Origin of the sequence: Paralteromonas sediminis (assembly GCF_003820355.1) — a bacterium.
GTDB lineage: Bacteria > Pseudomonadota > Gammaproteobacteria > Enterobacterales > Alteromonadaceae > Alteromonas_F > Alteromonas_F sediminis.
The window spans coordinates 464,147-477,557 of record NZ_RPOK01000003.1 but is presented as its reverse complement, the minus strand read 5'-3'; the positions used below and the strand labels follow the sequence as shown (position 1 = coordinate 477,557).

Below are 13,411 nucleotides of genomic sequence, written 5' to 3'. Positions count from 1 at the left end.
ATTGTGCTAGGTTACACTCAAGGCTACTGTTTCAGATTGTTAGCCAATTGGAATTCTTCTCAAAGTAGAGCGCGCATCCCATTATGAAAAATTTGACTTTGTTCACCCAGCGACGGGCTAAGTCTATGTCTAAGATGGCTTTTTTTATTCTCGCCCTTATAGGGGTTAGCAGTTGTGCAAGCAACTCTTATGAACAATTACCGTCTAAAAACTATAGTGAACGAGTGAAGTTTTTGGTCATGCACTTCACTGCAATTGATTATCAGAAATCAGTGAATGCGCTCGTTGAACCTGGAAATGTCAGCTCGCACTATTTATTGCCTGAAAACTACGATATCAGCTACCCCTACGATGTGTTAAAAGTGATGCAGTTGGTGCATGAGCACGACAGAGCATGGCATGCCGGCAGAAGTTATTGGCAGGGCAGGGAAAACATCAATGACCAATCTATTGGCATTGAAATTGTTAACGTGCCTCAGTGTGAATACGACAGTGGTGGCGAGGGCAGCCGAAGGGAACATGGTGAAGGAAGAATGTGTGTTTTTCCCGACTACGACCCAGAGCAAATTCAAATGCTCATCACGTTGAGTAAAGACATACTGGCCCGCAATCCTGACATTGGCCCGACGCAGGTTGTGGGGCATTCCGATATTGCCCCAACCCGCAAAAACGATCCAGGCCCAAGATTTCCTTGGTACGAATTGTACAAAGCTGGAATTGGCGCTTGGTATGAGGTGGAAACCGTTAAGAAATACTGGCAACAATTTAACGATGTTCTCCCGTCGGTAGGGCTCGTTCAAAAAGCTCTTCGAACCTATGGTTATGGGCAAGAGGAAACGGGACGACTCGACCCAGCCACCATAGACACATTGTCAGCTTTTCAAATGCATTTTGTGCCATGGCGTGTAACTGGCCAAATGGACAGTCAAACTTTAGCCACCTTATTTGCACTAATAGACAGATACTTTCCTGAAAAAGTGGAGAGTCTCATGCAGGCTTACACAAAGGAAGTGAGTGATATTCCTGTATTAGTTGAATCAAAGGTTAAGCGCGGACAAATTGATCGGGCGTTTGGTGATGTTTCATTGACAGAGAATCCACTGACCGATAACAGACTGTCCTTTCAGTCTTACCAAGGACGCGGCGAAATCACTATTCAAAATATAAATGCTGAGTCAGCCAGCATTTTTGTGAATGGTGAAAAGCTCAACATTGCAGACCCGTTGAAGCCATTGCATGAATACGTTTATCCGTTATCGCGCAGAACGATAGACGGCGCAAATCGTTTATATGTCGAATCAATCTCACCTGCCGACGGGCAAATTGAAATACGCATTCCCTACCCCCGGCTCATTGATAAAACGGAACAGTATGAACAACGTTTTTCTACCGTAGACAAACTTATTCAACAGGATGTTAAAAACGGCTTCCCCGGTGCCGTTTTGCTGGTGGTCAAAGACGGTGAAATCGTCAAGCGCACCGCTTATGGTTACTCGCGAAAATACGCTGATGGCGGAATACCGCTAACACAACCGGTTGAAATGAAAACTGATACCCTGTTTGACCTCGCGTCAAATACAAAAATGTTTGCAACCAATTTGGCTTTGATGAAATTGGTTAGCGAGGAAAAACTGGACGTTAATTTACCCGTCTCTGCCTATATTCCTGAGTATCGCGGTGGCGGTAGAGAGGCGCGATTGGTAAGGGACCTGCTTACCCATACGGCGGGCTATGCACCTGAAGTCCGCTTCTTTGACAGCAAGAATCCATTGGGGAAACGCTTTTTTTCTCAGAACCGCTCGCGCACAGAATCATTGTTATTAACCCGTGTGCCTTTGGTGTCTGATGGCAGTAACGCGCCTGTTTACAGCGATACAGACTATATGTTGTTAGGTGTGCTGGTTGAGAAAGTAGCAGGTATGCCACTTGATGACTACGTAGAACATGAGCTTTACCACCCGCTGGGGCTAAAAAATACGTTATTCAACCCTTTGCATAAAGGGTTTGGTGCAGCCCAGTTTGCCGCTACAGAAATTCAGGGCAATACCAGAGGGGGGCGTATTACATTTGATAATATTCGACAGCACGTACTTCAGGGAGAAGTCCACGATGAAAAAGCATTTTATTCGTCGGGTGGCATTGCTGGCCATGCTGGCCTGTTTTCCACCGCTGATGATCTCGCTGTTTTAGCACAATTAATGCTGAATCGCGGTGGCTATGGTGATGTTGAACTGATTAATGGAAAAGTCGTAGACAGCTTCGTCAAGCCAGAAGAAAACGATGCGACGTACGGATTGGGATGGCGCAGAGCCAGTGAAGGCGAAAAAATTTCACACTTTGGCCCCTATGCCAGTGCATCTGCGTTTGGCCATACCGGCTGGACCGGTACTGTGTCTGTTATTGACCCAGAACACGATCTGGCTATTATTTATCTGACCAACCTTAGGCATACACCATTAGTCGATAATGAAGAGTCTGGGCTCGAGTTTAAGGGCCGATCGTACGAATCAGGCCGGTATGGCAACGTGATAAGTTTGGTGTATGAGGCGTTGTTGAACCACTAACCCATTGCTGTGGCTGACCACTGCAATCAAGATGTCATTGTGTGAGACTCAGCGATCAGATATATTCATCTCGCTCGCCTGCTAGGGCGTCGGCTTTATTCAAGCACCTAATCAGAAAGGATGGTTATGCGACGGATTGTTTTATTTTTACCTGTGATTTTTTTGTTGGTGTCAGCCTCTTTGCATGCGCATCCCTTTGTCGGAACCTGGGAGTTAGTCTCCGGCGAATATATCGATCAGGACGGTAAGCGAGTTCAATACAGTGACTTAAATTTTAAGTCTCTGAAAGTGATAACCGAACAGCACTTTAGTTTTGTTACCATGGCTGGTGAAGCATTCTGGAGCGCAGGCGCTGGTCAATATTGGTTCACTGATGACCAATACATTGAGTTGCCCAGTTACAATTCTTTCTCGTCTCCAAAGGGCAAAAAATACGTTTTTACCTACAAAATAAATGGCGATGAGTGGCACAACGAGCGCTGGGAAAATGGGGTGAGGGTAGAATTTGAGGTCTGGCGTCGCAACAAACCTGAAGAGCATGAATCTGCTAAGTAAGCTCTCACTGCTCCAGCCGTATCCTGAACTATCTCGCGCACTCAAGTATTTTGCTTGGTTCGGCCTATTTTATCTGGCCTTTATTTTTGTCTAGAGCTATTTGTAGTGGCAAGCGAATAAATATTATTGATTAATTACCTTGGCGATAGTGGCTTGTAAGCGCGATTTGTTGACCGGTTTACTGAGGTAGTCGTTCATACCGGCAGCAATGCATTTTTCTCTGTCGCCATCTAACGCATTGGCAGTGAGCGCAATAACTGGGACTGATTGCCACACTACTCCTGCCTTTCCTGAACGAATGTGTTTTGTCGTGTCGTAGCCATCTAAAACAGGCATTTGACAGTCCATTAAAATAACGTCGATGTCGTTAGGATTCAGTCTTTGCAATTGTTCAATGGCTTGCTTTCCATCTTCCGCAAGCTGAACTTTTACTTTTAGGCTTTCCAGCATGTCTATTAATATTGCCTGATTAATGTCGTTATCTTCTACAACCATCACACTCATACCCGCAATGTTGAACTTATTTTCCCTGTTATCAGGTTGAGGTTTGTCTTGTTCAGTAGCGCGAGACAAAGGCACTTCAAAATAGAAGGTGCTGCCCTTATCAGGCTGGCTGGTCACATCAATTTTGCCTTCCATCAGCTTGAGAATTTGCCGACAAATTACCAGGCCCAAACCCGTGCCCTGCACCGACTTAGTGGTGCTGTTGTCAACTTGATGGAAGGGTTGGAAAAGCTGTGCCAACTGGCTCGAGTCCATACCGATTCCGGTATCAGTGACGCTGCATGTTAATGTATAGCCTTGTTCGCTGGGGTTCAGTGATGCTGTCATGGATATCATGCCATTGCGGGTAAATTTATTGGCATTGCTAAGTAGGTTAAGCAGTATTTGCTGTAGACGCGTTTTGTCACCAACAACAAGGGTATCTTCCCAGTTTTTAGTGTAATTGAGTGTATTGCCATACTGCGGCAGACTGGGTCTAGTAATGAACATGACTTGCTCAAAAACCTCGTCAAGGGAAAAGGCTTCTGAATACAACGCAAACTTTCCCGCCTCAATCTTCGAGTAATCCAGAATATCATCTACGATCCGGGATAGAAGCTCAGAACTGTTTTGTGCCAGTCGCAGTTTTTCTTGTTGTTGAGCGGAAAGTTCCTCATAACTTAACCTGTCCAGCATGCCGATGATGCCCGCGATGGGAGTGCGAATTTCATGACTCATATTAGCTAAAAATCGGCTTTTTTCTCTGGCTGCCGCTTCTGAACTAAGGCGTAGCTCGTGTTCTTTATTAAACAAGGCTTCCATGCGACGAAATAGAAAATTCATACCACTGAGCGCAATGAGTTGCCCGGTAAGGATCACGAGTAGCCAGCGTACCTCAGTATCTTGAGGGGAAAAGTCCACCGCATAACTGTAACTGGTAAATAAGGTAGCAGGCGTTAGCACGAGTATCATCACTTGTGAGGCTCGGTTACTTATAACGGCAAGAGTCAAACTGCATATAACAGCGGCGACGCCTGAATGACTAATCGATGCATTGACCAAACAATTAAGGTTGGCGGCAAGTAAGGCCATTAATGTTAATGACCAAGAAAGGGCATGCGCTTTGTATTTGTGCCTGTAAAGATACAAAAGAATAAATGCGCTAAAAATAATGACTTGAATAGTGAGTGCAACAATACGCGTATCTGCAATAAGGTTGAAGTAAACAGATATTGCCAAGAAGGGTAAACTGAAATAAGCCAGCGCTTTGAGAATCGCACTAATATAAGCATGCTTCAGCATTTCTTCATTATTGGCGCTCGATGATTGCACTAATTCTGCCTTGGGCTCACTATCAGATGTGTTATTAATGATTATATGCTTGTTTTTATGAATAGCGAGTCAACAGAAACTATGCTAACTGTAGTCGTTTATTATTATCATCGACTAGATCTATATTTTTATTGATTGTATAAGCATATAGCTTGGTGGAAAGCTGCAACTGCTATGTTTGTCAATGGTGCTGAGCTAAAAGGAGAGTGCAATGCCAGCGGTAAGTGAGATTCTAAGTAACCACTTTACAAATTTGCCCAAAGAGAGCTTATTGAACGCTGAGCAGGCAGCGCAAAAATATGTGCCAAACACATTAGGTGAGTCCTTTTTACTTTCTGCGGCAATTTCGTTGACGACCCATGAAGATATCAGGCAGCTCATTGAACTGGCTATTACTCATGGGTTTATACTCCAACCCGTTAGCAGCGGAAACAATTGGGGCTATGGCAGTATTGCTCACAGTGATGAGCGAGAGGTGGTGTTACTTGATCTGGCAAACATGAATCAGATCACGCCAATTAGTAAAGAGTTGGGGTTGATCTCCGTGCAACCAGGTGTCACGCAGCAGCAGTTATATGATTACCTCAAGGACAATGATTGGCCCTATATGACACCCGTTACAGGTGCCGGACCGAGTTGCAGTATATTGGCCAACGCGCTTGAGCGGGGATATGGCATTACACCCCACACTGACCATTTTGCTGCTGTAAATAAAATTACAGCTATAATTCCCAACCCTGAATTTTGGGAGAATAGTGCCAAAACCTGCCTGTATGAGTCAGGTGTAGGAACGCTCGATCTGTCTAACGAAAAGGTTGTCGATCATTCATTCAAGTGGGGGCTTGGCGCCTACATAGATGGGCTGTTTACCCAGTCTTCCATGGCCATAGTGACGGACATTACAATACGGCTTGCGGAAAAGCCTGAGGGTTTTACTTCTTTTTATATCAAGATAAATGACGCTGAGAAACTGGATGCAACCGTGCGCTTTATCCGAGATACACTCAGAGATTTCGAAGGCATAATCGGTTCTATTAATCTTATGGACAAACGCAGGTTACTGGCAATGGTGGCGGAAAATCCAAATGGAAATGGCAGTCACAGTGTTATGACAGATGAACAAATTGCTGAACTGGCGAAGAAAAATGACGTATCTGAATGGATGATAGCAGGCTCTATCTACGGTCAAAAAGGCGTAGTAAAGGCGGTAAAAAGTTTGATTCGCAAACGAGCTGGTTTCGCCAATCAAACTATTTGGTCAGACGGTTTGTTAATTAAGTTAGGAAAGCTAGTCAGCAACTTATTCCCCTTTGGTTTTTTAAAGGCCGCAAAAGAGCAATTGAAGGCTTTAGATGAAGGCATTGATATTATGCTGGGTAAACCACAGCAGGTTGCGCTTCCACTGGCCTATTGGCGCAATCCAAGGGTTCAACCCGACAAATCACGTATCATGAATCCTGCGACCGACGCATGTGGTTTACTCTGGTATGCACCACTTATCCCGATGAATGAAGAAAAAATAAGAGAATTTGTCGCTTTTATTCGAAAGACAACGCCAAAGTACAAAATTGAACCTTTGATAACGTTTACTAACCTTAAACACGATTGTATCGACTCGACTATCCCGATTATTTTTGATCTGCACAATCCCGAAGCTCGTCAAAATGCCTATGATTGCTTAAACGAGCTCTATGAAGAGGGCCGTAAGAGAGGATATGTGCCATACCGAATGAACGTTACGCAACAGCGAGAGGTGCTTTCGGCCGACGTAATGCACTGGCAAATAGTAAAGTCGATAAAAGCAGTTTTCGACCCCAACAATATTATTGCGCCCGGTCGTTACAACCCATAACGAAGCATAATTACCACCCACTGATCGTGCTGAGCTCTGCTAATACAGTGTCGTTTTCTACAAGAAAAAAGTGGTCATATTGTGCTGCTGTAGAGCAGGCATGATTGGGCAAAATGCGCAGTTTACTTGCCAACGGGAAGCTTGAAATTGCTGTTTCAGATGACCCATTGCGGTGTTGCAAAATACCGTGTTCCTGATTGGCGTCTGCGATAATGAAATCAGCTTTTACTTTTCCTTCAACTGTACAAACCAGTCCATAACCTTGGTCTACGGGGTGTGATGCTGTTCCCCGATCACGGGACATTGCCATCCAACCTGCATCTGTAATAACCCAGTCTTTATGTTGCTGATGGCCTATCACGCTGGCCAGCACACTCATTGCTATATTCTCATTCTTACACACCTGCAAACCGGCCATCACTAAATCAAAGAGCACATACACGCCTGCCCGCACCTCTGTTATACCGGTGAGATCATCAATGGCGAAGGCAGTGGGTGTTGAGCCAATGGAGACTTCAGCACATTCTATACCCTGCTGTCTGATGCGGTTGGCTGCGAGAATAGAGAGGTCTCTTTCCTGCCGTGCTATGGTGCGTTGCTCTTCATGACTAAAGCAGTTATATGATTCACCTGCATGAGTCATTACACCTTTGAGTTCAGTGTGTTCAGATTGATGTAAAACATTGGCTATATTGATAATTTCCTGACCCTGAGGGTCTGCGCCAGAGCGGTGTCCGTCGGTGTCTAATTCAATCATTACGGGAAAGATGCATCCAAAGGCGCTTGCTGAATCAACAACTCGAGTCGCCATATCGACACTATCCAATATAATGGTTAGGTGACACCCCTGATTTAAAAGCTGTGCTACGTCTTCTAGTTTGCTCGGTACTATGCCAACGGCATACAGCACGTCCTTGTAACCATGGGCGAAGAAATGCTTGGCCTCCTTTAACGTTGAAACGGTAATGCCACTGGCGTTGCCACCCTCAAATATTGCTTGTGTAATTTCGACAGATTTGTGCGTTTTCACATGGGGCCTGATGCGGCAACCAAGCGAACCTATATGTGTTGATAGTCGGGCGATATTGTTCTGCATCTTCACCTTATCAATGAGGCAAGCAGGCGTTGGCAAGTTGGAAAGTGAAAGCATAAAAAGGCGAACTTTATCAGGTAATAATACGAGGATACGTTAGCATAGCTAGCGCATTAAGCGACCGGAATTAGTAACTATTTCATCCCAGTAGGGCGTTTCTCCAATGTAATCTTTGGCAAAATCAATGAAGGCACGTATTTTAGGTGTCAGTTGTCGATGCTTTGAATAAGTCATGTATATAAAACTATCTGGAGTAAGTGAGTAGTTACTTAATACTTGAATGAGCTCTCCATTTGCCAAATGTTGGTACACGCTCCATGTGGAATTAATAGAGATTCCCATTCCTTCAACACTTGCATCCCGGATGGCCTCGTCGTGATCAATAGAAAGGCTACCGCTGGCCTTAATGTTGTGCAGGTTCGTCTCGACCTGAAAGGTCCAGTGCTGTTTACCTGAGAAAGTTATACAGTTGTGCAATTTGAGTTCTGATGGATGAGTAGGCAAGCCGTAACGCGAAAGGTAAGAGGGTGAAGCACACACCACTTTTATGTCGTCGGCCAATTTTATAGCGCCAATGTCATTGTCCGCTAACACGGTACTTTGAAAGACAATGTCAACGTCGTCTTCCATAACACTAACCCGAGTATCTGAGAGCCTCAGATCGACAGTAAGTTGCGGATATAACTCGACAAATCCATTTATTACTGAGATGAGGTGCATGCGCCCAAATGATGCGGGTGCGGCAATGTGTAGTGTACCACTTGGCACTACTGCGCCTTTACCTACAGAGGCTTTCGCAGTATCAACACTGCTCAAAACGTCTTCAGCATGATACAAGAACGCTTTTCCCTCAGTTGTCAGTGAGACACTTCTCGTTGTGCGATCAAGTAGCTTTGTACCAAGTTCCTGCTCCAGCTTGTTGAGGTAGGAGCTAGCGACTGCAGGTGAAATTCCCAGTGATTCGGCTGCCTGAGTGATGTTATGGGTGGTCGCTACACGGACAAAGAGTGCGAGATGCTTAATATTCATTTTCAATAAAAAATAAAAAGATATGCCTTATTTTGGTGGATTATCAAAGTAATGGCTAGTAAAAATGGTCGGTACTACCCTAGGCTGTGTCTGTCTGCGGTTAAAATTCCCGCTTTTCACCGGGTTTGGAAAAATAGTCTAATTCGGTTTGTTGCAGCTTTAGGGGGACTTTAATCGGCACATGTACGCCTACTGCTTGCTTTACTCGTAGGGTCTTTTCCAGAATATAGCGGCCCTCGGCACCCTCTAAAAACCAATAGGGTGGAAATCCAATCTGGGTGTCACGTTTGTTCCAATGTGACTGATAGGCCTGATAATGTTCAATTTGTGGGTCGGCATCTCCCATATGGATAACCGTGGCCGTATTGGCAAAGGACAAGCGAAAAACGAGGTTTTCTACGTCTGCCCGACCGGGCCAGCCTGCATGGGGAATGCGCACGGCTTCAACGTGAACACCTTCAATTTGCTTCTGCCAGGGAGACGAATTGAACGCAAGCTCGATGGCATAAATTCTCTCTTTCATTGCGCTTACATGATCACTTGACAACAAATTAATCGCTTGCTGTGGAGCAACGAGTTTTACTGTGGGGTGCAATGTCATATAGCGTGCTACATCGTCAGCAGAGAAGTGATCTTCATGGGCATGACTAATGACGATCATATTGACATTGTTATATGGTATTTCGCCCTTGAAAATGGCTTGTCTGATGTTGTGTGGCACTTTTTGATAAATGCCAAATCCATTGTGGAAAAACGGGTCAAATAACACTTTATGCTCACCACTCTCTACCAATACTGCTTCGTTACCAAGGTAATGGGCCACATTATCTTTATGTTCATGTGTAGGGTGTGCTGTCGCTACAGCAATATAAAAAAATGCGGTTAGTATGAATAGTTTCATGCTTAGGGTGATACTGAGACTTCAATTGCGGTGTACGTTAGCAATAAGTCATGTGAAGCTCAACGTTGAGATATTCGTGTTAAAACTCTCAACCATTCAACCTTAATTGGCTTTAATTCGTAGTAACTGTCTTTAAAAGCGTGTCAGTATCCAGCATGATACTGCTTCACAAAATATCAATAATAAAAATGTTGAAGGGAAACCTATGTCAGTTAAGTTCTCTGTAAAACCCCTGTATCTCGGTGTATGCGCGGCATTATCACTAGGCTTGTCGCCCGTAGCCAATGCACAGGAAGTACCAATTATTCAACCGGGTGCACCGGGACAAGAATCAAAAAAACTCGACAAAGATCAGGCGATAAAAGTCGCGGATACCAGTTTTACTAAAGCAGATGTTGCGTTCATGCAACACATGATCCCGCACCATGCACAAGCAGTGGAAATGGGTAACCTGGTTGCTGACCGAACCAATAATAAAAAGATCCTTACCATCGCAGGGCGGATAGAGCAGTCTCAGGCTGATGAAATTAAGTTTATGCAAGACTGGCTTACACAACGTGGCCAAGAGACAGAGTCGGCGCATTTTAAGCACATGGATCCAACCTCTATGGGCATGGCAACGCCAGAGCAAATGGCCGAGCTGGCTGACGCAGAGGGTACCGAATTTGACCGTCTCTTTTTAACCTTGATGATACCCCATCATCAGGGGGCCGTAGACATGGTTGATGACCTACTCGATACTGCAGGGGCTGCCTATGACCCGGTATTATATAATTTCGTAAAAGACATCGTCGCTGATCAGACCGCAGAGATTATTCAAATGAATAACATGCTGGCAAACCTCTCTAGCGATCCAAGATCAAATTTATCTCCAGGTTTCAGAAACGCGGGCGAAGCCATTCAAAATTTGACACTCGTAAGCACCTTGCCGAAGCCTGCTGGTTTCTTTGATCCGGAAAACCCGGCCAATATTCCCCCAGTTATGCCAAAGAAAGCCAGTAAAGATGATGAGAGCGAAGAATCGGAAGTGACAAGAGACAGAGAGGAGGATGCTGGCGATGCTAAAACTCAGTATAGCGATCGCTGGCCATTACTCAGTTTCTGGAATACCGATATGGCTTTCTCTGAGGATATCCTGGTAGCAGGTAACTATCATGGCTTTAATATTTATCAACTCAATGATGCGGGTCTACCAAACCTGATGAGTTCGATTGTGTGTCCAGGTGGTCAAGGCGATGTGTCAATTGTCGGTGACTTGTTAATTATGTCTGTTGAACAGAATCGTGGCCGCATCGATTGCGGACTTGAGGGTGTAGACGGTGATATTAGCGACGAGCGCTTTCGTGGATTAAGAATATTCGATATCTCAGATATTACGCGTCCTAAGCAAGTAGGTCTGGTACAAACTTGCCGTGGCTCGCATACGCATTCCGTGGTGAAAGCTGACGATGAGACTATCCTTGTGTATAACTCAGGCACATCATTTGTTAGGGATAACGAAGAATTAGCGGGCTGTATTGGTGAAGTCGCCGGTGATGAGCGCACGGCGTTGTTCAGAATTGATGTGGTAGAAATCCCTGTTAAAGACCCATCAAAAGCGCGTATTACCTCAAGCCCAGCAGTATTTGCTGATGATGAGGGGCGGGTTGCCGGCTTATGGCTAGGTGGTGATCATGGTGAGGGCACGCAGGATACTCGTCCTACCGATGAGTGCCATGATATTACCGTGTTTCCATCGGCCAATATTGCCGCCGGCGCATGCTCCGGAAACGGGATCGTATTCGATATTTCTGACCCATATAATCCAAAGCGTATTGATGCAGTGACTGACCCAGGTTTTGCTTACTGGCATTCTGCAACCTTTAGTAATGATGGCACTAAAGTGGTCTTCACCGATGAGTGGGGAGGCGGGACCCAGCCTCGCTGCAGACCATCGGATCCTCAGGAGTGGGGGGCCAATGCTCTTTATTCTATTGTTGACGGTAAGCTTGAATTCGAAAGCTATTACAAAATTCCTGCACCACAATCTGAACTCGAAAACTGTGTGGCTCACAATGGGTCAGTGGTGCCTGTGCCGGGTCGGGATATTTTTGCCCAAGCTTGGTATCAGGGTGGCCTGTCGCTAATGGACTTTACAACGGCATCTGAACCACAGGAAATTGCCTATTTTGACCGCGGCCCTATTCACGACGAAGAAGTTGTCATTGGTGGCTACTGGTCAACCTATTGGTATAACGGGAAAATTTATGGCACAGCCATAATCCGAGGACTGGACGTTTTCGAACTCACGCCTAGCGAGTTTTTGTCTGAAAACGAAATTGCTGCGGCGAAGTTGGCAGACATGGGAAATACTTTTAACCCACAGCAGCAATTTCCTGTGACATGGCCAGACGTCCCTGTGGTGGCATTGGCGTACCTAGATCAGCTTGACCGTCATAGTCAAATCGACCAAAAAGTATCTGGGGCTTTGAGGGAAACGTTGAGTCGTGCACAGCAAGTATTGGACGCTGGCATGCAAGATAAATCTGTAGCGACCCTACTTCAGCAAAAATCTGATATGGTCAAGCAGCTAGCAAGCAAAACGCCTTCTTCCAACCGCTTGAGCAATTTAGCCAGCACCCTGACAGGGATTGCGAAGCAGCTCTAATATTGGCCTTTTTAAAACCAGCCCTGGTGGGCTGGTTTTAATGGGTTATTTTCACAAAATGCTGTACCATGGCGCGCTAGTTATCAAAAGGCTTTACGGCCATAACTCCTCTTGAAACTGAAGTGCAATGAACGGGCAATTGAAACATGATTCGCTAACCGCCGAGCAGGTAGAATCCTTCAACCAAAATGGTTTCCTTATCATAGACATTGGTTTGGACGATGCGACTATCGACTCGGCAATCAGTGATATGGAAATAGCGATTGAAGAGGAACGAGACGGCCGAGCATTATGGCCTGGGATCAGAATTCAGGATGGCTGGAAACACAGCGACGCGATTAAGAACATCGCTTTAAACGCCAGCGCGTTTGATGCATTAGCGCAGCTGTTTGCGCGTACCCCGCTCGCATTTCAAACACTCAATTTTCCCGTTGGTACTCAGCAAAAAGCACATTCGGACACCATTCATTTTAATTCAATGCCATCGGGTTTTATGGCTGGCGTGTGGGTGGCTTTAGAAGATGTGAGCTTAGACAACGGGGCACTAGTTTATTACCCAGGTTCTCACAAATGGCCGGAATACAACATGCAAGACGTGGGCATGGGAATTGGCTATGACAATTACAAACATTACGAATCGTTCATTGAAGCGCGTATAGCCGAGTCCAATATTTCGCCCTTTTATGCTGAATTAAAAAAAGGGCAGGCTTTAATATGGCATGCCAATTTGGTTCATGGTGGTAGTAAGCCCCGTATGGCAAATAAAACTCGTTTTAGTCAGGTTACACATTACTATTTCAAAGGGTGTAAGTACTACACGCCCATGAATTCAACGCCTGACAATATCGCATGGCGCCAGCCCACATGGATAGATGAAAAAGAAACGCTGTCAGATAAGTTAGTACGCATGGCAAAACAGCAAGCTAAAAAACTGGTCAAACGGTTCTAACGACCT

At 45.2% G+C, this 13,411-nt stretch carries 9 protein-coding genes; 5 read left to right on the top strand and 4 right to left on the bottom strand.

All coding sequences use genetic code 11. From position 1 onward, the window contains the following. Positions 1-83: 83 nt before the first annotated feature. The gene (gene pbp4b / locus DRW07_RS11200) at positions 84-2,564 is read left to right on the top strand and encodes a penicillin binding protein PBP4B (protein ID WP_240630585.1); all 2,481 of its coding nucleotides are present in this window, start codon (positions 84-86) and stop codon (positions 2,562-2,564) included. Positions 2,565-2,690: 126 nt separating this feature from the next. Then, positions 2,691-3,119: a hypothetical protein gene (locus tag DRW07_RS11195; RefSeq protein WP_124028000.1), complete on the top strand. Its 429-nt coding sequence runs from the start codon at positions 2,691-2,693 to the stop codon at positions 3,117-3,119. 123 nt (positions 3,120-3,242) lie between these two features. On the opposite strand, the gene DRW07_RS11190 is transcribed toward DRW07_RS11195, so the two are convergent. Then, positions 3,243-4,934 (bottom strand): ATP-binding protein, encoded by a 1,692-nt coding sequence (locus DRW07_RS11190; RefSeq protein WP_124027999.1) that lies wholly within the window; start codon positions 4,932-4,934, stop codon positions 3,243-3,245. A gap of 211 nt (positions 4,935-5,145) precedes the next feature. Here DRW07_RS11190 and DRW07_RS11185 point away from each other — a divergent pair, with 211 nt between their 5' ends. Further along, complete coding sequence (locus tag DRW07_RS11185; RefSeq protein ID WP_124027998.1) at positions 5,146-6,786, top strand: FAD-binding oxidoreductase; 1,641 nt, start codon at positions 5,146-5,148, stop codon at positions 6,784-6,786. Positions 6,787-6,796: 10 nt separating this feature from the next. On the opposite strand, the gene DRW07_RS11180 is transcribed toward DRW07_RS11185, so the two are convergent. The 3 genes from DRW07_RS11180 to DRW07_RS11170 form a co-directional block, all read right to left on the bottom strand. Next, positions 6,797-7,936, bottom strand: coding sequence for an alanine racemase (locus tag DRW07_RS11180; RefSeq protein ID WP_124027997.1), 1,140 nt, complete (start codon positions 7,934-7,936; stop codon positions 6,797-6,799). A gap of 48 nt (positions 7,937-7,984) precedes the next feature. After that, the gene (locus DRW07_RS11175) at positions 7,985-8,908 is read right to left on the bottom strand and encodes a LysR family transcriptional regulator (protein WP_124027996.1); all 924 of its coding nucleotides are present in this window, start codon (positions 8,906-8,908) and stop codon (positions 7,985-7,987) included. A gap of 100 nt (positions 8,909-9,008) precedes the next feature. After that, a complete protein-coding gene (locus DRW07_RS11170) occupies positions 9,009-9,809 on the bottom strand; it encodes an MBL fold metallo-hydrolase (protein ID WP_124027995.1) in 801 nt (266 codons plus the stop codon). A gap of 205 nt (positions 9,810-10,014) precedes the next feature. Here DRW07_RS11170 and DRW07_RS11165 point away from each other — a divergent pair, with 205 nt between their 5' ends. Together DRW07_RS11165 and DRW07_RS11160 are read left to right on the top strand one after the other, a co-directional pair. Then, positions 10,015-12,456 carry a DUF305 domain-containing protein gene (locus DRW07_RS11165; RefSeq protein WP_124027994.1) on the top strand — a complete coding sequence of 814 codons (2,442 nt, stop codon included), beginning with the start codon at positions 10,015-10,017 and terminating at the stop codon, positions 12,454-12,456. Between the two features lie 127 nt (positions 12,457-12,583). Then, positions 12,584-13,405 carry a phytanoyl-CoA dioxygenase family protein gene (locus DRW07_RS11160; RefSeq protein WP_124027993.1) on the top strand — a complete coding sequence of 274 codons (822 nt, stop codon included), beginning with the start codon at positions 12,584-12,586 and terminating at the stop codon, positions 13,403-13,405. The last annotated feature ends 6 nt before the right edge of the window (positions 13,406-13,411 follow it).